This is a genomic window from Paraburkholderia ferrariae NBRC 106233 (assembly GCF_000685035.1).
In the GTDB taxonomy this organism is placed as follows: Bacteria; Pseudomonadota; Gammaproteobacteria; order Burkholderiales; family Burkholderiaceae; genus Paraburkholderia; species Paraburkholderia ferrariae.
Genome location: NZ_BAYB01000055.1, coordinates 16,144 through 37,465, shown reverse-complemented (window position 1 = coordinate 37,465; position 21,322 = coordinate 16,144). Strand labels below are relative to the sequence as shown.

General features: G+C 67.1%; 19 protein-coding genes. 6 read left to right on the top strand and 13 right to left on the bottom strand.

What is annotated here, in order from left to right; translation table 11 throughout:
* Positions 1-11: 11 nt before the first annotated feature.
* Entirely contained in the window at positions 12-956 is a 945-nt protein-coding gene (gene ispH, locus BFE01S_RS34880; RefSeq protein WP_028229477.1) for a 4-hydroxy-3-methylbut-2-enyl diphosphate reductase, read from the bottom strand.
* Between the two features lie 396 nt (positions 957-1,352).
* Between ispH and hpnC the strand changes: the two genes are divergently transcribed.
* Together hpnC and BFE01S_RS34870 are read left to right on the top strand one after the other, a co-directional pair.
* Positions 1,353-2,222: a squalene synthase HpnC gene (gene hpnC, locus BFE01S_RS34875; RefSeq protein WP_028229476.1), complete on the top strand. Its 870-nt coding sequence runs from the start codon at positions 1,353-1,355 to the stop codon at positions 2,220-2,222.
* A gap of 28 nt (positions 2,223-2,250) precedes the next feature.
* On the top strand, positions 2,251-3,429 hold the full coding sequence (locus BFE01S_RS34870; RefSeq protein ID WP_028229475.1) for a glycosyltransferase: 1,179 nt from the start codon (positions 2,251-2,253) through the stop codon (positions 3,427-3,429).
* A gap of 104 nt (positions 3,430-3,533) precedes the next feature.
* On the opposite strand, the gene BFE01S_RS34865 is transcribed toward BFE01S_RS34870, so the two are convergent.
* The gene (locus BFE01S_RS34865) at positions 3,534-4,214 is read right to left on the bottom strand and encodes a hypothetical protein (RefSeq protein WP_028229474.1); all 681 of its coding nucleotides are present in this window, start codon (positions 4,212-4,214) and stop codon (positions 3,534-3,536) included.
* A gap of 244 nt (positions 4,215-4,458) precedes the next feature.
* On the bottom strand, positions 4,459-5,469 hold the full coding sequence (gene hpnA, locus BFE01S_RS34860) for a hopanoid-associated sugar epimerase (RefSeq protein ID WP_028229473.1): 1,011 nt from the start codon (positions 5,467-5,469) through the stop codon (positions 4,459-4,461).
* A gap of 263 nt (positions 5,470-5,732) precedes the next feature.
* Between hpnA and BFE01S_RS34855 the strand changes: the two genes are divergently transcribed.
* Positions 5,733-6,029, top strand: a complete 297-nt coding sequence (locus tag BFE01S_RS34855) for an acylphosphatase (protein ID WP_028229472.1) — start codon at positions 5,733-5,735, stop codon at positions 6,027-6,029.
* 32 nt (positions 6,030-6,061) lie between these two features.
* Here BFE01S_RS34855 and egtD read toward each other — a convergent pair whose 3' ends face one another.
* Complete coding sequence (gene egtD / locus BFE01S_RS34850) at positions 6,062-7,054, bottom strand: L-histidine N(alpha)-methyltransferase (RefSeq protein ID WP_028229471.1); 993 nt, start codon at positions 7,052-7,054, stop codon at positions 6,062-6,064.
* Positions 7,055-7,458: 404 nt separating this feature from the next.
* Here egtD and rarD point away from each other — a divergent pair, with 404 nt between their 5' ends.
* Complete coding sequence (gene rarD, locus BFE01S_RS34840) at positions 7,459-8,352, top strand: EamA family transporter RarD (RefSeq protein WP_028229470.1); 894 nt, start codon at positions 7,459-7,461, stop codon at positions 8,350-8,352.
* Positions 8,353-8,391: 39 nt separating this feature from the next.
* On the opposite strand, the gene BFE01S_RS34835 is transcribed toward rarD, so the two are convergent.
* On the bottom strand, positions 8,392-8,937 hold the full coding sequence (locus tag BFE01S_RS34835; RefSeq protein WP_028229469.1) for an Mpo1 family 2-hydroxy fatty acid dioxygenase: 546 nt from the start codon (positions 8,935-8,937) through the stop codon (positions 8,392-8,394).
* 154 nt (positions 8,938-9,091) lie between these two features.
* On the opposite strand from BFE01S_RS34835, the gene BFE01S_RS34830 reads away from it, so the two are divergent.
* Both BFE01S_RS34830 and BFE01S_RS34825 read left to right on the top strand, forming a co-directional pair.
* Entirely contained in the window at positions 9,092-9,829 is a 738-nt protein-coding gene (locus BFE01S_RS34830) for a Crp/Fnr family transcriptional regulator (RefSeq protein WP_042339779.1), read from the top strand.
* 169 nt (positions 9,830-9,998) lie between these two features.
* The gene (locus BFE01S_RS34825; protein WP_028229467.1) at positions 9,999-10,640 is read left to right on the top strand and encodes an HAD family hydrolase; all 642 of its coding nucleotides are present in this window, start codon (positions 9,999-10,001) and stop codon (positions 10,638-10,640) included.
* 119 nt (positions 10,641-10,759) lie between these two features.
* Here BFE01S_RS34825 and BFE01S_RS46335 read toward each other — a convergent pair whose 3' ends face one another.
* The 8 genes from BFE01S_RS46335 to dapA all read right to left on the bottom strand — a co-directional run bounded on the left by BFE01S_RS46335 (position 10,760) and on the right by dapA (position 21,286).
* The gene (locus BFE01S_RS46335) at positions 10,760-12,310 is read right to left on the bottom strand and encodes a methyl-accepting chemotaxis protein (RefSeq protein ID WP_028229466.1); all 1,551 of its coding nucleotides are present in this window, start codon (positions 12,308-12,310) and stop codon (positions 10,760-10,762) included.
* A gap of 170 nt (positions 12,311-12,480) precedes the next feature.
* Entirely contained in the window at positions 12,481-13,170 is a 690-nt protein-coding gene (locus BFE01S_RS34815; RefSeq protein ID WP_028229465.1) for an SDR family NAD(P)-dependent oxidoreductase, read from the bottom strand.
* Between the two features lie 44 nt (positions 13,171-13,214).
* A complete protein-coding gene (locus tag BFE01S_RS34810) occupies positions 13,215-14,003 on the bottom strand; it encodes a DeoR/GlpR family DNA-binding transcription regulator (RefSeq protein WP_028229464.1) in 789 nt (262 codons plus the stop codon).
* A 131-nt stretch (positions 14,004-14,134) separates the two neighbouring features.
* Complete coding sequence (locus tag BFE01S_RS34805; RefSeq protein WP_028229463.1) at positions 14,135-15,340, bottom strand: sialidase family protein; 1,206 nt, start codon at positions 15,338-15,340, stop codon at positions 14,135-14,137.
* A gap of 48 nt (positions 15,341-15,388) precedes the next feature.
* Complete coding sequence (locus tag BFE01S_RS34800; RefSeq protein ID WP_028229462.1) at positions 15,389-16,813, bottom strand: sodium:solute symporter family protein; 1,425 nt, start codon at positions 16,811-16,813, stop codon at positions 15,389-15,391.
* 56 nt (positions 16,814-16,869) lie between these two features.
* Positions 16,870-19,191, bottom strand: coding sequence for a 4-hydroxythreonine-4-phosphate dehydrogenase PdxA (gene pdxA, locus BFE01S_RS43725; protein ID WP_084170412.1), 2,322 nt, complete (start codon positions 19,189-19,191; stop codon positions 16,870-16,872).
* The gene (locus BFE01S_RS34790) at positions 19,188-20,357 is read right to left on the bottom strand and encodes an iron-containing alcohol dehydrogenase (protein WP_028229460.1); all 1,170 of its coding nucleotides are present in this window, start codon (positions 20,355-20,357) and stop codon (positions 19,188-19,190) included. Before BFE01S_RS34790 ends, pdxA begins: the two co-directional genes overlap by 4 nt.
* 41 nt (positions 20,358-20,398) lie before the next feature.
* A complete protein-coding gene (dapA, locus tag BFE01S_RS34785) occupies positions 20,399-21,286 on the bottom strand; it encodes a 4-hydroxy-tetrahydrodipicolinate synthase (protein ID WP_028229459.1) in 888 nt (295 codons plus the stop codon).
* Positions 21,287-21,322: the final 36 nt, after the last annotated feature.

Here is a 21,322-nt window from a genome sequence, read left to right as displayed (position 1 = left end):
ACGTGTCCTCCTTAAACTTCGCGTGCGACGAGCGGTTGCAACAGCTTCGCCGGCAGCTTGAATTCGACTTTCTCTTCGCGACCGGACATCGTCGACACGTCGACGGGCCCCAACGCGCGCAGCGCGTCGATCACGTTCTCAACCATCTCTTCGGGCGCCGACGCGCCGGCCGTGAGGCCAACCGTCTGCACGCCTTCGAACCACTCTGCCTTCACTTCCGAGCCGTCGGCCACGAGATAGCTCGGCACGCCCGACTCGCTGCCGATCTCGCGCAGGCGGTTCGAGTTCGAACTGTTCGTCGCGCCCACCACCAGCAGCACGTCCACCTCGGTGGAGAGCTCGCGCACGGCGGCCTGGCGGTTCTGCGTCGCGTAGCAGATGTCACGCGTGTCCGGGCCGACGATGTCGGTGAAGCGGGCCAGCAGCGCGTCGATAATGCCGCGCGTGTCGTCCACCGACAGGGTGGTCTGCGTCACGTACGCGAGCGGCGCGTCGAGCGGCATGTCGAGCTTCGCGACATCGGCTTCGCTCTGCACGAGCAGCACCGTGCCGGGAATCTGGCCGATCGTGCCTTCCACTTCCGGGTGGCCCGCGTGGCCGATCAGGATCAGCGTGCGGCCCTGCGAGACGTACTGGCGGCCCTGCACGTGCACCTTGGTGACGAGCGGGCAGGTGGCGTCGAGCACGTCGAGGTCGCGCTCTTCGGCTGCACGCTCGACGGTCCTGGCCACGCCGTGCGCGCTGAAAATCGCGACGGCGCCCTCGGGTACTTCGTCGAGCTCTTCCACGAAACGCGCGCCCTTGTTGCGCAGGTTTTCGACCACGTGACGGTTGTGGACGATTTCATGGCGCACATAAACGGGCGCGCCGTGTTTCTGCAGTGCGCGATCGACAATCTCGATAGCGCGGACAACCCCCGCACAAAAGCCGCGGGGTTGGGCAAGGATCACTCGCATAGGGTGGCGAACTCCGACTGACGCGGTTGCCGAAGAAGCCGGTAAAAATGACTTGCTCGCCGCGCCCATCATATTAATTAGGTGCACATCTCTGGCCTGACCGTAGCCAGACTAAAACTAGACGCGCATTTTAACCCCTTCGCCAACCGTTTGCTGCGGCAAGCACCTGGGGTGCGGCGTGCGCGCGACGCCGCCCCGCCGGCCGCCGTGCCCGGCGGGGCGCGAAGTTGCGCGGAAGTTGCGTCGAAGTGGCCTGGGCGCCGCCTGGACAGGGCCGGGAAGGCCGATTCTGCCGCGGTGCAACATGATGCCAGAACCTTTAAAATAGCGGGTCCGCGGGGTTCGCGCGCGGACTGGATGACGCTGGCGGACCCGACCCCAATCTGGACACCCTGGATGGAAGCCGACCACTACGAAAACTTCCCCGTTGCGAACGTGCTGCTGCCGAAGGCGCTGAGAGCGCCGGTGGGCGTGATCTATCATGTCGCGCGCACCGCCGACGACATAGCAGACGAAGGCGACTGGAGCCCCGCCGAGCGCCACGCGCGCCTCGCGGATTTTCGCGCCGGTCTGGACGCCGTGGCCCAGGGGCGGCCGGCGAACGTGCACCCCATGCTGTTCGCGCGGCTCGCGGAGGTGGTGCGGCAGAACGGGCTGCCGCTCGAACCGTTCTACAACCTCGTTTCGGCGTTCGGCCAGGACATCGACACGGTCCGCTATGCCGACCGGCTCGATCTGCTCGACTTCTGCCATCGCTCGGCCAATCCGGTCGGCCATCTCATGCTGCACCTGATCGACGAAGCGTCGCCGGAGAACCTCGCCGATTCGGACGCGATCTGCACCGCGCTGCAGTTCATCACCTTCTTGCAGGACATCGGCGCGGACTGGCGGCGCGGCCGCGTCTACCTGCCGCAAGCCGACCTCGAACGCTTCAACGTGACCGAGGCGCAAATCGCCGCGGGCGTGGCGGACGGCGCCTGGCGCGCGCTGATGCGCCACGAGGTGGCCTTCGCGCGCTCGCTGATGAGAAGCGGCGCGCCGCTCGCGCTGCGCGTGCCGGGCCGCTTCGGCCTCGAGCTGTGCAGTGTCGTGCATGGCGGGCTGCGTCTGCTCGAGCGCATCGAGCGCAGCGGTTACGATGTGTTCCGCGAACGGCCCGCGCTCGCCGCGGCCGACTGGGCCGTGGTGCTGTGGCGCACGGCGGCCATGTGGCTGTCGCGCCGCGTGAGCGTGCCCACGCCTTCGATCGAAAGCAACAACGCCTGATGAACGCCTGAAGAACCCGCCTCAATCTATGACGACGACGATCCTCTTTGCTCTCTCCTGCCTCTCGCTGCTGATCTGGCTGGTTCTGCTGTTCGCGCGCGGCGGCTTCTGGCGCGCCCGGCCCGCTGCGCCGCTGCCGCTCGTCGAACCGGCCGGCGGCTGGCCTGCCGCCTGCGCCGTGGTGCCGGCGCGCAACGAGGCGGACGCCATCGGCGAGGCGGTGAGCTCGCTGCTCCAGCAGGACTATGCGGGCGAGTTCCACGTGATCGTGATCGATGACCACAGCACCGACGGCACCGCCGAAGCCGCGCGGGCCGCCGCGCTCGCGCTGCAGTGCCCGGAAAAGCTCACGGTGATTACGGCGCGGCCGCTGCCCGCGGGCTGGTCGGGCAAGGTGTGGGCGCAGTCGCAGGGCATCGAGGCGGTGCGCACGCTGGGCCTGGCCGCCGACTACCTGCTCCTGACCGACGCCGACATCGGCCATCCACCGGAGGCGCTCGCACAGCTCGTGGTGCGCGCCGAGGCCGAGCAGCGCGATCTCGTCTCGCTGATGGTGCGCCTGCGCTGCGACTCGTTCTGGGAGAAGGCGCTGATCCCGGCCTTCGTGTTCTTCTTCGCGAAGCTCTACCCGTTCTCGTGGGTCAACAACCCGCGCAACAAGACGGCGGCGGCGGCGGGCGGCTGCATGCTGGTGCGCCGCAAGGCGCTGGAGGAAGCGGGCGGGATCGAGTCGATCCGCGCCGAACTGATCGACGATTGCAGTCTCGCGGCGCGCATCAAGCACCGCGGCGACGGCCGGCACCCGATCCGTCTCGACGTGGCCGCGAAAAGCGTTTCGCTGCGCCCGTACGATTCGTGGAGGGACATCTGGAACATGATCGCGCGCACGGCGTTCACGCAGCTCCACTATTCGGCGTGGCAACTGGCGGGGACGATTGTCGGCATGACGGTGATCTATCTGGCGCCGCCCGTTGTCGCGCTCGTGCTCGGTCCGGCGGGCTGGCCCGCCTGGGTGGCCTGGGCGCTCATGTGCTGCGCCTATGCGCCCATGCTCGCGTACTATCGCCGCTCGCCGCTGTGGGCGCCGTTCCTGCCGCTCGTGGCGCTGTTCTACGTGGGCGCGACGTTCGCTTCGGCATGGCGCTTCTGGCGCGGCAAGGGTGGGCAGTGGAAGTCGCGCGTGCAGGCGCCGGTGCAGGGGCGTTGATTGCGCGTTGATCGTCTTCTGACGGAGCGGCCGCCAGCGCAGCCGCCGCCACGAAAAAAGCCGTCGCGAAAGCGACGGCTTTTTCATTTCGACGCCCCGCGCTTTTAGCGCTGCGTGAGCATCATGTACATCTGCACGACCATGTCCGGCGAGAACGTGAACGGCACCCAGCCGTGACCCGTATGGCGCAGCACCAGCAGACGGTCGCCGTTGCCCTGCTTCTGCACGGCCATGACGGGATTCTTCGTCGAGACGAAACGCCAGTTGGGCGGCAGGCCCTGCGGCGGCTCGGGCTGCATCGAGGCACGCGCAAACGAAAGCTGCTCGATCAGCTCGCCTATCTGCAGCGGATTGAGCGCCACCGTCTGGCCGCCGATCGTCACCGTGATGGCGTTTTGCACCGGGCGGCTGATTTCCAGCACGGGTTCGGCGGCGGTAGCGGGCGGCTCGTCAACGGCCGCTTCGGCCTGGGCCGTTTGCGCGGCACTGGCTGCCGGGGTATCGGCTACAGCGACATCGGCGTCGGCGGTCGCGGCATCCGTTTCAGCGCTCGCAGCGAGTGCCGTGGCCGCAACGCGGGTTTCGTCGGCTTGCGGGGCCGGCTCGTGCGCGGGTGCGGCGCCCGGGGCGTCGGCATGGTCCGCGGCGGGCTGGTCTGCAATCGATGCAATCGATGCAGCCGGCGCACCCGGCGCGGCTTCGTTGCGCGGCGCGCGTACGGTGGCGGCCTGGAGGAGCTGATCGACGCCCACTTCGAGCGCGCCGATCTGTTCTTGTAGATTCATGCGAGGCTTCTCAATAAGACCCGCGATTTTACCCGCTGCGCGCGAGGCTTGCCGGTTAGGCGTTGTACGCATGTCGCAACAAAAGTTGTAACAAAATGCGAAGCCTGTGCGAAAAACCGCGAAAAAAGTGCCGGATTGAGCGGGAGCGCGTGGTACTTCGCGCGATGAGGCCCGGCGGGACCGGGTTGGCACAGGCGGGGCCAGGCAGGGATGGACGCCGCCCGCCCCGCGCCGCACGTGCCCGTTAACCCTTCAAATAACCCGCTTCGCGAAACCACCCGAGCGCGTCTTCGAGCCCCTCGCGGTAAGGCCGCGCGCGATAGCCGAGCTCGCGCTCCGCCTTCGCCGACGTGAAATACATCTTGTTCTTCGACATCTTCAGCGCGTCCACGGTCACGAACGGTTCGCGCTTCGTGAAGCGCGCCACGGCTTCCGCGCCGAGCGCGAGCGGATAGAGCGGCCAGCGCGGCAGGGCGATGGTGGGCGGCTTGCGGCCCACCATGCCTGCGATGTCGGCGAGCATCTGCTGCAGCGGCAGGTTCTCGCCGCCGAGGATATAGCGCTCGCCAATGCGGCCGCGCTCCAGCGCGAGGAAGTGGCCGTGCGCCACGTCGTCCACGTGCACGAGGTTCAGGCCCGTATCGACGAACGCAGGGATCTTGCCCGTGGCCGCTTCCACGATGATGCGGCCCGTGGGCGTGGGCTTCACGTCGCGCGGGCCGATGGGCGTGGACGGATTGACGATCACGGCGGGCAGGCCGTCGCGCTCGATCATGCGTTCCACGGCGCGCTCGGCAAGCACCTTGCTGCGCTTGTAGACGCCAATCGCCTGTTCGGCCGCGAGCGGCGAGGTTTCGTCGGCGGAGGTGCCCGCGCTCGTCACCTTGAGCGTCGCGACGCTGCTGGTGTACACGATGCGCTCCACACCCGCTTCCAGCGCCGCGCGCATGGTCGCTTCGGCGCCTTCCAGATTCGCGCGCTCGATCTCGTGCGGATCGGGGGCCCAGAGGCGGTAGTCCGCGGCCACGTGGAACAGATAGCGCACGCCGGCGAGGGCCGCGCGCATCGAGGCGGCGTCGCGCATGTCGCCGGTGACGACTTCGGCGTCGAGCGCGGCGAGGTTGGTGCGCGGGCTCGTCGGGCGCACCAGCACGCGCACGGCGTAGCCCTTTTCCTGCGCGATGCGGGCGACGGCCGAGCCGACAAAGCCGGAGGCGCCGGTGATCAGCACGAGGTCGCGGGAGTTGGCGGTCATACGGGGCGGATTTCCTGTCCGGTGGCGCGGGGCTTGCGCCCCGGGGGTTGTGTCGATGAGGGTAGTGCGTCGGCGGCGGCCAGACCGCCGGCGTGGCACGGATTGTACGTGGTGCGGGTGGCGTGGGTGGCGCGGGCCGCACCGGCCGTGCAGAGGTGTACCGGGGCGTACCGGACGCAGGGCCCTCTGCCACGCTCGCGCGCCGCGGCGACTACAATGCCGCGCAGAGTGTCGGCTATTTGGACAGAGCAGGAGATCGAACGATGACCGGACCGGATCTGGATTCGCGCCTCGAAACGTATCACGTGCGCGTGCGCGGGACGGTGCAGGGCGTGGGCTTTCGTCACGCGACGGTGCGCCAGGCGCACGCGCTGCGTATTCGCGGCTATGTGGCCAACCTGGAAGACGGCTCCGTGGAAGCCGTGATCCAGGGCACGGCCAATCAGGTGGACCGCATGTTGTCGTGGCTGCGCCACGGACCGCCCGCGGCGCGCGTGACCGAGGTGGTGAGCGAAGAACGCCGCACCGAAAAGCGCTACGAGCGTTTCGAGCAGCACTGAAGCGGCGCGAGGGCGCGCGCCGCGCTTGCGCCTTACTTCACCGCGAGCAGGCTTTCCGCGAATCCCCATTCCTTCTCGACCCATTGATGCGCGCAGGTGAAGCCCGCATCGGCGGCGATCGCCGGGATCTCGTCGGCGTGGTACTTGTGGCTGCTCTCGGTCCAGATCGTTTCGCCCGCCTCCAGCGCGACCGGGAGCTGCGCCGCGCCCACGTGGGCCTCCACGCGCCGCTTCGCGCGCAGGTGCATTTCGACGCTGCGCGCGTCCGGATTGAAGCGCGCGACGTGCTCGAAGGCGGCGAGGTCGAAGTCGGCGTCGAGTTCGCGGTTGATGCGCGCGAGCAGGTTCAGGTTGAACGCGGCGGTGGCGCCGATGGCGTCGTCGTAGGCGGCGATCAGCGTGGGCACGGGCTTCACGAGGTCGGTGCCGAGCAGCAGCGTGTCGCCGGGCTTGAGCATCGCGCGGATGTCGCGCAGAAAGCGCGTGGCCGCGAGGCGCGCGAAGTTGCCGATGGTGCTGCCGAGAAACAGCACCAGCAGTTGCTCGCCGCTCGCGCGCTTGCGGCTCACTTCGGCGAGGCCCGCCAGATAGTCGCGCTCGTAGCCCACGATGGAAATGCGCTCGATGTCGGCCAGCTCCCGCCGGCACAGTTGCAGCGCCGAGCGCGAAATCTCGATCGGGCAATACGAGGTGGGGCGCTTGCGGCACAGGGCTTCGAGAATGCGGCGCGTCTTGCGGCCGCTGCCGCTGCCGAGCTCGGCGACGGTCACGTCCGCGGGCAGTGCTTCGACGATCTCCGCGGCATAGCGCGTGAGAAGGCGCTCCTCCGAGCGCGTGACGCCGTACTCGGGCAGCACGGTGATCACTTCGAAGAGCGCCGATCCCACTTCGTCATACAGATACTTCGACGGCAATTCCTTCTGCGGCGTGTGTGTGAGGCCCGCGTGAACCTCGGCGGCGAAGGCGGCGAGGTGTGGCGGGACGGCTGCGGGACGGGCGGTGGGGCGGTGCGCAGGGCGGGACATGCGGGCTCCAGATGCGTGGGACGGCAGGCGGCGGCGCGCAGTTCGCCCACAGCAAGGTGCAGGGCGAAGGCGGCGCGGCCGGAGGGCGGTTCCGTAGCGAGACTTACGTTCTAGACTACGGCGGTGCGATCTGCACGGACTAAATCGCGTATTTCGCTGTTCGGGCAGAGGCGAGCATCGGGCGTGCCCGCCGCACCCGGGCGCGGGCATCCGACTAAAATGGCGCCTCGCGCACCGGAGCAACGGCTGCCTCTCAGTCCATAACCGATTCAGATGACAACGTCTTTACCCGTGCTGCCCGCCATTGTGCGGGTTGCCCGCGCTTCGCGCTTATTCCGGGCCTTTCGTTCCCGCCCGATCGATTCCTGCCGCTTACACCGCGTAATTTCGGGGATCGCCGCGCAATGAACCCGTACGAACCCGGGCGCGGCATTGCGCTTTCCGTGGGAGCGTCGGCGCTGTTTGCGCTGCTGTCCGCCTATACGCTGCTGCTCAAGCCGCTCACGGGGCTCGACATCTTCGCGTGGCGCGTGATCTGGACCGCTCCTGGCGCGCTGGCCCTGCTGTTTCTGCGTGGCCGCGGCGCGCAGTTGCGCGAGCTCGTCGCGCGCATGGTCAAGGCACCGCGCACGGCGCTCATGCTCGCGGGGAGCGCGGTGCTGCTCGGCCTGCAGCTCTGGCTGTTCCTGTGGGCGCCGCTGCACGGGCGCATGCTGGAGGTGTCGCTGGGCTATTTCCTGCTGCCGCTCGTCATGGTGCTGGTGGGGCGCCTCTACTATCACGAGCGGCTCGACGGCCTGCAGTGGCTGGCCGTGGCGTGCGCAGCGGTGGGCGTCGCGCACGAACTGTGGGCCACGCACGCGTTTTCGTGGCCGACGCTGCTGGTCGCGTTCGGCTATCCGCCGTACTTCGTGCTGCGCCGCAAGATTCATGCGGATTCGCTCGTGACCTTCGCGGTGGAGATGATCCTGCTCACGCCCGTTGCCGTGTTCGAGGCCTGGGCGGGCGGCTCGTTCGCCCTGCTGGACGCCCGGCCGCTGCTCGCGTTCGCGCTGCTGCCGGGGCTGGGCGTGCTCAGCACCGTGGCGCTCGCGTCCTACCTCAAGGCGAGCCGCCTGCTGCCCATGGCGCTCTTCGGCATTCTCGGCTACGTCGAACCGGTGCTGCTGGTGATCGTATCGGTGACGCTCCTCGGCGAGCATCTGGGCGCGCGCGAACTCGCCACCTACGCGCCGATCTGGCTCGCCGTGGGCCTGACCGCCGTGCACGGGGCGCGGCTCGTGCGGTTGTCGCGCTGAGGCTCGCCAAGGTGTGCTGACGAAGGACGGGCGCGCCGCTTATGATCCCCGCTGGGCGGCCTCGCGCGGCGGATTGATCCGCGTCGGCCCCGCCTTGGCTTCGATCGCTTCGCGCAGCGCAGGACGCCAGCCTGCGCTGAAGAGCGCTTCGGCGAGCACGAACAGCGGGCCGACGATCAGGCCGATCAGGTCGTCGACGAAAGCGGGCTTGCGGTGCTCGTAGGCCGCATGCCCGACGAACTGGAACACCCAGCCCACCACGAACAGGCCGATGCCGCTGGCGAGCCATACGCCGGTGGTCTGCGCGGCGACCCACATGCCGAACGCGACGCACGCCGCCGAAATCGCGGCCATCATCAGCCCGAGCGGCACATCGAGGACGAGATAGTAGAGCGTCGCCCCGCCGAACAGCAGCCAGGCCGGCGAGAGCGGCCAGGGCAGCGCGCCTGCGCTTGCGGCGGGCCGCGCGAGCAGCACCGCGAGCGCCACCACGATCAGCGGAATGCCCACGAAATGCGTGGCGATGTTGCGGGTGTCGCGGTGATAGGCCGCGTATTGGGTGAGTTGCTCGGTCAGGTTTCTCATGGATGCCCCGGTATCTCCAAAATCATTATGATCGTCGGGTGCCCGCGATCCAACCTTCGCCTGGGCGACAATCTTCGCGCTTGCTTCCATTTTGCTGCGGATTCCTTGGGTTCCTTAATTCCTTAATTGCTTCGTGCGTCCCGTTTCGTCCTCCATGCCTGCCGATGCTTCGCTGCCGCCCGCCGTTGCGGCGGCGCTGGAGCGCAGCGCGTGGTTCCACCGCTTGCCCGACCCGCTGCGCGCGGCCCTGCGTGCGGCGGGCCGCGTGCGCACCGTGCGCGCGGGGGAGCGCCTCTTCATGCGCGGCGATCCCGACGACGGCCTCTACTGCGTGCTGGAAGGTGCCGTGCGCGTGGGCGCGGCGAGCCCGGGCGGCCGCGAGGCGCTGCTGGCGGTGATGGGGCCGGTGAACTGGTTCGGCGAGATCGGGCTGTTCGACGGCGGCCCGCGCACGCACGACGCCCACGCCGAGCGCGACGCCACGCTCTTTCACGTGCCGCGCGCCGCGCTGGCGGTGCTGCTGGCCGAGACACCCGCCTGGTGGCACGCGTTCGGCCTGCTGCTCACGCAAAAGCTGCGTCTTGCGTTCGAGGCGATCGAGGACGCGGCGCTGCTGCCTGCCGCGGCGCGCGTGGCGCGGCGCCTTCTGCTGCTCGCGAGCTACGGGGTTCCCGACGAAAGGGCGCCCGACGTGGCCCGTTTCGGCCAGCGCCGCCGCGTGGTGAGCGTGCCGCAGGAAGATCTGGCGCTCATGCTGGCGCTTTCGCGGCAAACCGTGAACCAGATCCTGCGGCAGTTCGAGCGCGACGGACTGGTGCTGCTGCGCTACGGCGAGATCGAGATTGCGGATGCCGCGCGGCTGGAGCGGAGCGCGCAGCAGCCTGAAATCTGAGTGGATCAATATCGCTCAATGTCGATCGATATTGATCGAATCGATCAATATATTTGCTTGTTTATCTGCTTGTTTATTTGCCCCGCCACTCCTTTGCCCGCACAATGACGCCGGTTTTATCCCGCCGCGCCGCAGCGCCTTTCCCCACCTCCTTTCCCCGATTGTCTTCATGACCGACCGCGTTGTTGCCGCCTTCGACTTCGATGGCACCATCACCACCTCGGACAGCTTTCGCGCCTTCATGCTGGAGACCGCCGGCCCCGCGCGCTTTGCGTTTGCCGTGCTGCGCTGCCTGCCATGGCTCGCGGGCGTGGCGCCCGGATGGTCCGAGCGGGGGCGCACCAAGGCGCGCTTTCTGTACGCCGCGCTCGGGGCCGTGCGGCACGAGACGCTCGATGCCGCGGCGCAGCGTTTCGTCGCGCACGGGCTGCCCGCGCTGCTGCGCCCGGAGATGCTCGCGCGCGTGCGCGAGCATCAGGCGCTGGGTCACGAGGTGGTGCTGGTGAGCGCCTCGCCTTCGCTGTATCTGCGCAAATGGGCCGCGACGGTCGGCATCGAGACGGTGCTCGCGAGCGAACTGGAATGGCGTGACGGCGTGTACACCGGGCGGCTGGCGGGCCGCAACTGCTGGGGCCCGGAAAAGGTGGCGCGTCTGCGCGCGTGGTGGGGCGAGCGCGCGCCGTCCACGCTCTATGCTTACGGTGACAGTCGCGGCGACCGCGAAATGGCCGAACTCGCGAACCACGCATGGATACGCGGTACTGCGCCGCTGCCGCCGCTTGCGGCCACGGGCGGATTTGGGGCGGCTTGAGCTCATTGGCCGCGCCGCAGGATCGACGAAGCGCCGAGCAACTGTGCATTGCGATTGCCATGTTTAGATCGGATCACTGATCAATCGAGAACGCGAATACCGGCACCTATGCTGCGCGCTTAACTGATCCGGAATCGCATCGCGGCGCTTGCGAGTTCGACCGACTGCTCCTTTAGCGATTGTGCTGCCGCTGCCGCTTCTTCAACGAACGCCGAGTTCCGCTGCGTATCGTGGTCCATACGCGCAATGGCCGCGTTGACGTGTGAGATACCGGCAGCTTGCTCCTCGCTCGCGTCGGCAATCTGGGCGATGATCGCCGCCACCCCCTCCACGCTCGTCGCCACTTCCCGCATCGCCGTTCCCGCGCGCTCCGCGAGTACGGAGCCCGCCTGGATTTTGCCAACCGATTCGTCGATCATCACCTTGATTTCTTTTGCCGCGGCACCGGCGCGTTGGGCGAGGCTGCGCACCTCGCCTGCGACCACGGCGAAACCACGCCCCTGTTCACCTGCCCGGGCAGCCTCGACCGCTGCATTAAGGGCGAGAATGTTCGTCTGGAACGCAATGCCGTCGATCAATCCAATGATCTCGACAATCCGACTCGATGCGCCGTTGATCGACGCCATCGTATCGACGACCGAAGCCACAATCTCGCCACTTCTCGACGCGACGCCGGACGCTGATTGCACGGCATCATTGGCCTTCCTTGCGTTGACCGCGTTCTGCTGGACGGTCGAAGTGAGCTCTTCCATCACGGCCGCGGTTTCCTCCAGCGATGCCGCTTGTGACTGAGTGCGCTCCGAGAGGTCCTGATTGCCAGCAGCGATTTCGTTCGACCCATTCGCTATCGCATCGGCTCCGCCGAGCATCAGGCCCATGGTATCGCGCAGGCCGTTGCGCATTTCAGCCAGCGCCTGCAGCATCGTTCCAAACTCATCGTGCCGATGGACATCGAACTCAGTGGTGAGATCGCCCACGGCAATACGCGAGAAGTGCCGTTGCGCTTCGTCCAACGGCATCGAAATAGACCGGTTTAACCACCACCATGCCCACATCGCACCGGACAGAGCGACGAGGAGGGCGAGCGCCGTGCTCGTCATGGAGAGCCGGACTGCCGCCGAGGTCTGCTGGTAGTTGGCTTCACCGAGCGTATTCTGGTAATTATTGAGCGCCGTGTTAGCCTCGTTCATCTTCAGCAGTAATACGCCGATTCTGCGCAAAACTGCCTTGTCAATAATCGCACCGTGCGAACCCGAAAGAGCAGCGATGGCTGGCTTCAGTCCCTCGTGTTCGAGCGCAACACGCTGTTCGTGCGTGGCGGCTGCGAGCTGCGCTTCATGTTCGTCGCGTTTGGGTAGCGCCGCATACCGGTCCCACCACGTGTTCGAATTATCGAGGTAAGTCTCGGAGTCCGTCAGCAATTGCGAGGCATTGGTGGCCTCCGGATCTGCACTGACCTGCTCGACCGCCAGAGCGGAACGCACCATGAGAATGCTGGCTTTGCTGATCGCAATCGAGGAAGCCAGACGATTATGGTACGTGTCATCCTGTGCATGCTTCGCAGCGACCAATCCACTCAACCCCAGTGCGCCAATGACCCCGCCCACAAATGAAATGCCGCCAAGCACGATGGCAAGACGTGCCTTGACCGATAATTCGACAGGTTTCAAAGGATTATCCCTGCGTTGAGGTTGATGAACAGGTCGACGCGCTTTCTTCAAGACCGCGAACCTGGTGCCGGAGCCGTGGTGCTACGTCGGGCCGAGGCAATGCAATAAGGATTCCATAACAGATGCCTCGCAGCTATCCCAGATATTGTCACGTTAATTAGTAAAGCGAACTATAGGGAACTGCCGCCGCAGATCAAGATCTGCTGCCCGGTAATTGCGCCGGCCTGCGGGCCGAGCAGATACGCGACCATCGATGCCACTTCCTCCGCCGTCACATAACGTCCGATCGGCGGCATGACCGGGGCGCTCGACGTGCGTTGAGGATCTGCGAGCATGGGCGTTTGGGTGGCCGCGGGCGAGACCACATTGACCGTGATGCCGCGCGGCGCCAGTTCCATGGCCCACGAGCGCGCCATTGCGACCATTGCGGCCTTTGCTGCGGCATACTGGCTGCGGCCCGCGGCGCCGCCCGACACGCGGCTGCCAATCAGCACGATGCGGCCGCCGTGGCGCATGGTGGGTACGAGCGCATCGGCGAGCGCGGCGGCGGCGGCGACATGAATGCGCCACATGGCCTCCCCGCTCGCGGTGTCGAGTTCACCCAGCGGAGCGGTTTTCATGAAGCCGGCTGCGTGCACGAGCCCATCCACGACGCCCATTTTGGCGGCAAGTGCGGCAATGGCGTCGATGTCGCCCAGATCGGCGCCGACATGGGTGAACCGCTCATGGTCGAAGTCGGGCTCGTTGCGGCTCATGCCGATGACGGCATGGCCGTCGTTCAGCAATTGAGCCGCAATGGCGTGTCCGATGCCGGAACTCGCGCCTGTCACCACGATGCGTCTTGTCGCTTCCTTGACCATAATTCGTCGAGCCGCCCGGCTCCCTTTGCGTATTGTTCAGTTCTTCAATTCGACAGACCGCGCGGGACCGCAACCGATTCGACCATGAGGCCCGTCAGGTGCCCGAATTCATGCAGTCCCGGGTGCGGCGCGACGGCATCCGTAATCAGCGTCCACGGCTTTTCGATGGGCGCCCAGTGCTGCTGGCTGTCCCGGTTCAACTTGTCGGCGGTGACGAGCACGAAGATGCTGGCCGCCTGGTGCATCAGGCACTCCTTCAGGTAAGCCTGCTCGGCAGTCGCCTCGCACAGGCCGCGTCCGGGCACGACGCCATCTGCGCCGAGAAAGGCCTTGTCGACCGTGATGCGAGCCAGTGCAAGCTGCGCAATCGGGCCGAGGGTGCTCATGCTGGATTCGCGCACCTCGCCGCCGATCAGCGTCAGGCGCACCTTGCTGCCCGCGAGTATCGGAACCGCAAGCAGATTGTTGGTTACCACATGAACGTCGTGCCGGTTGGAGAGCACAAGCGAACGCGCGAGTGCCGCGGTGGTCGTGCCGCTGTCGAGAAAGATCGTGTCGCCTGGCGCGACGTGTTCGGCAGCCGCCTGTCCGATCGCCTCTTTTTCCGCCTGAAAACTTTGGCGGCGCTCGTCGAGCGACTCTTCCGGCGCGTGCGTGCTCACCGATGCCGCACCGCCATAGGTGCGCAGGACGAGGCGTTCGTCGGCCAGCGCACGCAGATCGCGGCGCACGGTGGCCTCCGACATGCCGAAGTGTTCGCACAGTTCGGCAACCTCGGTCATTCCGGCGAGGACGGCCTGGAGCATGGCTTCGCGGCGGCGGGCAACTTTCATGGTTTGATCGATGACGGGTTCGGGACGCCGCCTGCACGCAGGGCGTGCGGCAGGGGACGGGCGTGAATGCGAGCGTAGTTTACCCATTCCCGATACCCGCGTCTCCCGCCGTCCCGAGCCCGTGCGCCCGATCAGCGCGCGCCGCGCCCGTCCGCCGTGGCCCACGCCTCGGTCACGCAGACGTACTTGATGCGCTGCCGGAAGTACGTGTAGGCAATATGCAGCCGGCCGTCCGCGGACTGGGCGATCGACGGATAGGAGAACTCGCGGTTGAGCTTGTCTGTCGAATTGTTCGTCATGCAGTAGCCGTCGCCCGTCTCCAGATTGCGCGCAACAGGCCACGTGCGCCCGCCGTCGCTCGAGATGGCGAGCGTCATCGGCGCGCGCGGTGCGCCCCAGAAGGCGGTGCCGCGTGCCGATGCCGACTGCGTTGCCAGCACGCCGCTGTCTTCCGAATCCTCGATGTCGTCATACAGCGATGCACGGCGCTCCGTGCTTTGCGCAGCGCTACTGTTGTTGAACACAAGGCCGAGATGCCCGTTCGCGAGCGCGACGAACTGGATCGACGAGTTGTTGTTCGGCAGTTCGAGCGGCTGCGGCTCGCTCCACGTCTGGCCGTCGTCCGAGCGGCTGATGTAGATGTGATCGGCCCAGCGGCTGCGGAAGAGGGCAACGAGCGAGCCGTTGCGAAGCGGCTGGATGTTCATGTGCACGCAACCCACGCTGCCCGGGACCTCGTGCTCGTGCCAGCTCGCGCCGGCGTCCGTCGAACGCATGACGACGCTGATGTCGTCGTTGCCCGACCAGCGCTCGCCAGGCGCGACGCGGCACAGGAAGACCGGACAGAGCCAGGCGCCGTCGGGTGCGATGACGATCGGCTGGCGCACGAAGGTGCCTGGCGTGTCGAAGAGCGTGTCGATCGGCCCCCACGTGTGGCCGTTGTCGGCGGAAATGCGCCGCCGCACGATCGAGGTGTTCTGATGTCCTGACAACTGCGCGGTATAGACGAGCCACAGCTTGCCGTCGGGGGCGGCGAACAGCACGGGGTTCTGCTCGGAGCGCGTGGCGTCTTCCGAGAGGCGCACGGGCGCGCTCCAGACGGTAGTGCCCTGGGCGAGCCGCGAGAGATAGATGGAGATATCGGGCACGCCTTCCTGGGTGCCGCCGAACCAGGCGCACAGCAGATCGCCGTTGTCGAGCGCGATCAGATTGGCGGCGTGATTCTGCACGGTGGCCGACGGCAGGTAGGCGTCGATGCGCGCTTCGTCGCCGGAGGCGGCATGCAGTTGGCCCGGTATGGTCGTTGCCTCGGCAGGCAGGGTCGATTGGGTCGTCATGATGAAATCCTGATGCGATGGAACGTGATGGCGCGCGCGACGGGGCCATCAGGAATCTGTGTGGGCGACGCGGCCGTGCTCGACTGACGAGCCGTTGCCGCCCGGCGAATGGAACATGAGCTTGTCGAGGCACATCACGATGGCCGGCGTCACGAGCGCGACATACATGTTGTCGATGCCGAACGGATTGCCGAGCAGATACCAGAGCGTGGTGGCGATCGTGGCGACGACGAGCGCCGCGATCACGCCGCGGCTGCTCCTGAAGAAGGGCAGATAGATGCCCATCAGGGCGACGACGGTGATCGAGAGACGCAAGGCGCGCGTGAAGAACGAGAGCGCGAGAATCTGCGGCACGAACAGCACGAAAATGAGCGGCAGGAAGCCGACCACGAACGATATCGTCCGCGTGGCCCGGAGCTCGCGCTCGGGCGTCGGGCGGTAACGCGGAACGTAGAAGTCCTTGACGATCAGCGAAGCGATCGCAAGCGCCACCGTGCTTACGCTCACGAAGATCGAGGCAACCAGCGAGACGGTCACGACGCCCGAGAGCAGGGGGCTCATGTGCTGCAGGAAAATGGGCAGGGCGTAGAGGCTCTTGATATGCGGGAACAGGAACTTTGCCGCGACACCCAGGAAGCCCAGCGCGAGCGCGATGGGGATGCATAGCGCGCCGGCGATCAGCGTGGAGTTGCGGGCGTCGTCGGCCGACTTCGCGCCCGAGATCGCCTGGATGATGAACTGCGTCGAGAAGATCGCGCCCGCGGTGCCGATGATCCAGGCGCCGATTGTGCCGCCGCCCAGCAGCCCGCTCCAGGTGAAATACTGCGGGGGCATGGTCTGCATCATCGGCGCGAGGCCGCCCGACATGGAGAATGCGACCCACACGAGAATGCCGATGCCGAGCAGTTTTACGGCGCTGTGCAGGATGGTCACGTAGGCGACGCTCTTGAGCCCGCCCCAGGCGAAGTAGATCGTGCTCACGATTGCCGTGATGAATGCCGCCGTGGGGAGGTTCACGCGCATGACGGTGGAGATCGCTGCGGCGCCGCTCACGTAGTTGCCCACGTTCACGATGAAGAGCGCATAGATCATGATGGCCGAGACCACGACCCGCGCCGCATTCCCATACTTTTGCGCAATGAAGCCGGAGATCGTGAACTCGCCGGAGCGGTAAAGCCGCTTCGCCATGAACAGGCCGAAGAGCACGAAGCCGACCGAGGCGGAGAGCACCGACCACGCCGCCGCGATGCCCGCGTTGAACGCTTCCTGCGACGTGCCGATCGTCGACTTGGCGCCGATGTACTCGGACATCAGCAGGATGGCGATCACGACCACCGGCGTAGAGCGCCCTGCGACCATGAATTGCTCGGTCGTCCTGCTGCGCAGCCGGATGCTGATCCAGGCCGTGACGACGATATACGCGACCACCATCGCGACGATGATGGTCGTGTCCCACACGGTGAAGCGGTTCATTGATGTCTCCGATGGTTGTATGCCGGCGGCGCCGTGCCCGTTCCCGGGCGACGCCGTTACGCGGCCTGCACGGCGCGGCGCGTGGCGAGGTCTTGTGCCTGCCTGAGCGCCTCGAGCAGACTGCGCTCGTCTGCGATGCCTTTGCCCGCGATGTCGAAAGCCGTGCCATGGTCCACCGAGGTGCGGATCACCGGCAGGCCCACGGTCACGTTGACGCCTGCCTCGAGTCCCATCACCTTCACGGGGCCGTGGCCCTGGTCGTGGTACATCGCGACCACCACGTCGAAGTCGCCCCGGCCGGCGCGGAAGAACAGCGTATCGGCGGGCAGCGGCCCTTCGACGTCCCAGCCGCGCTCACGCAGTACCGCGATGGCCGGCATGATCTTTTCCTCTTCCTCGCCATAGCCGAACAGGCCGTTTTCGCCGGCATGCGGGTTGATCCCGCACACGCCGATGCGCGGTTGCGGGATGCCGGCGCGCACGAGCGTTTCGTGGGCACGCTCGATCGTGCGTTGCACGAGGCCCGGCTCGATCTTGCGGATGGCGTCGATCAGGCCGATGTGCGTCGTTACGTGAATGACGCGCAGCTTCGGGGCGACCAGCATCATCGACACCTCGGGAATGCCCGTGAGGTGAGCGAGCATTTCCGTATGGCCCGGGAAGATGTGCCCGCCCGCATGGAGGGCTTCCTTGTTCAGGGGCGCCGTGCAGATCGCATCGAGCGAGCCGGCCGAGGTCAATTCGACGGTGCGCGCGATGTACTGGTAGGCCGCGTCGCCCGCGATGGCCGAGAGCTGGCCATACGGCAGCGCTTCGGGGATCAGCCCGAGATCGATGCAGTCGACCACGCCGAACTCGAAGCGAGCCTCGTTCGGCGCCGCAATGGCGCGCACGGCCAGCGTCGCGCCGGTGCGGCGCCCCGCATCCACGAGGCGCTTCGCATCGCCGATGACGAGCGGGCGGCAGCCTTCGTAGACCGAGCGGTGCGCGAGACTTTTCATGATGATTTCCGGTCCGACGCCGGCGGCATCGCCCATGGTGATGCCGATTACAGGACGATATGTCATGGCTTCCTCGTTGCTGGAGTGGCGCGGTGCCTGGGCATCCGCGTGCGGCATGGCGGCGAGACGCTGCCATGCGCGATACAGGGTGTCGGGGCGGCCGAAGCCGCCTGCCTTGGTGACGACGGGCAGTACGCGCGCCGCGTGAGCGGCGGCGAGCAGCGGCACGCCGCTTTCGACTTCTTCAATGACGCGCAGTGACGCCACGCCCATGGCCGAGAGCAACGCGCGCGCCGTCTCGCCGCCCGTCGCGACAAGCGCGGCGGCATGCACGGCCGCGGGCGCGAGCCGCTCGGCAAGCTGTCTTGCGAGCAGGTCACCGTCGGCGACCCTCAGGCGTTCGGCCTGGCTCAGCGCAACGACGACATGGCGCCCGCGCAGCAGCGCCTGGGCGACGCGCGTGCCGAGCGTGAGCGAGGTCGGGCTGACCGGACCCAGCAGCGAGGCCGCTTCGACGTCGAACACGTCGAGGGCGGCGCCGGCTCCTGCGTGCAGGGCCGCGACCTGTTCATGCGACACGCTCGACATGCTGCCGACCACAACCAGCACACCTCGCGGATGGGCGGTGCCGACGTGTCGGAGGGCATCCGCATCGGTATTGGCACGCGGCGGCGTATCGCTCGGCAAGGCGGCGAAGAGCGGTTCCGCGAGGCCGGCCGAGCCGGCCCAGAACACGCCATCGAGCGTCGCCGAGGCGTCGGCGATCGCAGCGAGGTCCGCGTCGGTCTCGCTGTCGCAGACGACGGCCTGCTCGCCCGCGTCTCGCCAGCGGGCAAGCCGCGCGCGCAACGGCGCCACGCCTTCGCGTACCGCCTCCAGATCGAGGCGGACAACGCGAAGGCCCGCGCCTTCGAGCATCGCCGCCAGGTCGGCGGTGCCGCCGAGTTGTTCGTTGCGCCAGACCTCCGAGGCTTCGACCGGCACGCCTGACACGAACTGGCGTCCTTTCCGCGTGGTCCGGCCGGCCGCGGGCAGCGCCGGCGCGACGATGGCCATGCCCGCAGCGCCCAATGCCGCCACTTCGGCGGCGACATTGCCGCGCAGCGTCGAGTCGATCTTCTTGTACAGCCGCCGCGACGCCCCATGCCGATGCCACGCCCGAGCATTCGCGCGCGCCGCATCCGCGCTCGCGGCGCGACGCGTGTCCGTGTCGATCGCCAGCACGTCGGCGTCGCGGGCGGCTCCGGTCTGGGCCGCATCGAGGCACACGACGCTCGTGCGCCCGCGCTGGGCGCACTTCACGGCGCAGTCGGCCGTGCCGGAGAGATCGTCGCCGAGTATCAGCAGGCGCGTGCTGCGCTCCGGTGCGGTTGTCATGGCAGCAGGCGGCCGTAGATCGCCTTGATGTCGTCGAGGCTCAACGGCTTCGGATTGTTGCCGAGCAGGCGCTTGACCTTCGAGGCCGCGACGGCGAGCGCGTCGAGATGCGTCTCCGCCACGCCGAACTGGCGCAAATCCTGCGGGATGGCGAGCGCTGCGGTCCACTCGCGCAGACGCGCGAGGAGCCGGTCCGCCGCGGCATCGTCACCGTCGTCGTGCCGGGCAAGACCGAGTGCGCGCGCAACCGTCGCGAGACGGCCGACGATCGCATCGCGATTGAACTCCATCACGTGCGGCAGCAACATCGAATTGGCCACGCCGTGCGTGATGTTGAACATGCCGCCGAGGGGGTAGGCGAGAGCATGCACAGCCGCCGTCCCGGCCGCCGTGAGCGCGAGTCCGCCGTACATCGAACCGAGCAGCATCGCCTCGCGCGCCGCGAGCGAATGACCCGTTTCGTACGCTTCGATCAGGTTCGCTCCAATGAGCCGCATCGATTCCATCGCGAACATGTCGCTGATGGGGTTCGCCTTGGTCGAGATATACGATTCGAGCGCGTGGATGAAGGCATCCATGCCGGTTGCCGCCGTGATCGGTTTGGGAAGGTCCAGCGTGAGCGTCGCGTCGAGGATAACGAGTTGCGGCAGCAGATGCCGGCTCACGATGCCGACCTTCAGTTCTTCGTCGGGCAGCGTGACGATCGCGTTGGGCGTGACTTCCGAACCGGTGCCGGACGTGGTCGGGACGAGGATCAGCGGCACGCCGGGCGACTTGATCAGGTCGATGCCGAGCCACTCGCGCAGCGGCTGTGCATTGGTGAGGCGAACCGCGAATAGCTTGGCCGCGTCGAGCACGCTGCCCCCGCCGATCGAAAGCACCGCGTCGGGTGCGAACGGTTCGATCTGACCGCGGAACACCGTTTCCACGTTTTCGATGGTGGGCTCGGGCTGCACGTCGCGCACGATCAGCACCTCGATGTCCTTCGCCTCGAGTGCGGCCACGACCCGCGCGGCCACGCCTTTCTCTTCCATCACGGGCTGCGTGATGAACGCGATGCGGCGCACGGGGCGCTCGAGCAGCGCGAGCTTTTCCGGCAGCTGATCGAGGCTGTGGGCGCCGTGCACGATGTGCTTGACGGTCTGGAAGTGGTAGACGGCGTTCATGTCGGAAGTCTCTGTTTCGGTCGGTCTTGAAGCGATGCGTGTCAGGCCACGCGCGGGTAGATCTCGAGCGCCTTGACGAGCCGCTCGCGCGTGGCCGCGTCGAGCGGCTGGGCGGGCGCGCGCGCCGGTCCGGCCGGCATGCCGAGCAGCGCAGCGGCCGTTTTGAGCACGACTGGCATGGTGCCGAGCGCGAAGGCGTCGCGCAGCGGGCGCAGCGATTCCTGGGCACGCCGCGCGAGGTCGATGTCGCCGGCCTGGAAACTGTTCCAGATCGACATCACGACACTCGGGACCGCGTTGGTTGTGGCCGCAACGGCACCGTCGCCGCCCGCGATCAGCGTCCAGAGGATCATGGAGTCGGTGCCGGTGAACACGGCGAAGTCGTCGCGACGCAGGTTGATGAGCTGCAGCAGGCGGTCGAAGTCGCCGCCGCTGTCCTTGATGCCGCGAATGTTCGGGATCTCGGCGAGACGGCGCACGGTGTCGATCGCCAGCGTCACGCCCGCCTTGGCCGGGATCGTGTACAGCATCACGGGCAGCGGCGTGGCAGCGGCGATGCGCGCGTAGTGCGCGTACAGCTCCGGCTGCGATGCACCGTTGAAGTACGGTGTGATCACCGAAACCGCATCGACGCCCACGTCCCGCATCTTCTGATTGAGCGCGATCACGTCGCGCGTCGCGTAGGCGCCGGTGCCCGCGATCACCGGCACGCGCGAGCGGGCCTGATCGACGGCGATGCGCGCGACGCGCAGCTTCTCCGCCTCGGAGAGCGCAATGAATTCGCCATTGGTGCCGAGCACGAAGAGCGCATGCACGCCCGCGTCGATCAGGCGGTCGACCAGGGTGCGCAGGCCGGCTTCGTCGATTTCCTCGTCGGCGGTCATCGGCGTGATCAGGGCAGGGATGATGCCCTTGAATGTGACAGACATGTTCAATATCTCCATGCAGCCGCCGGCGCCGGTCTG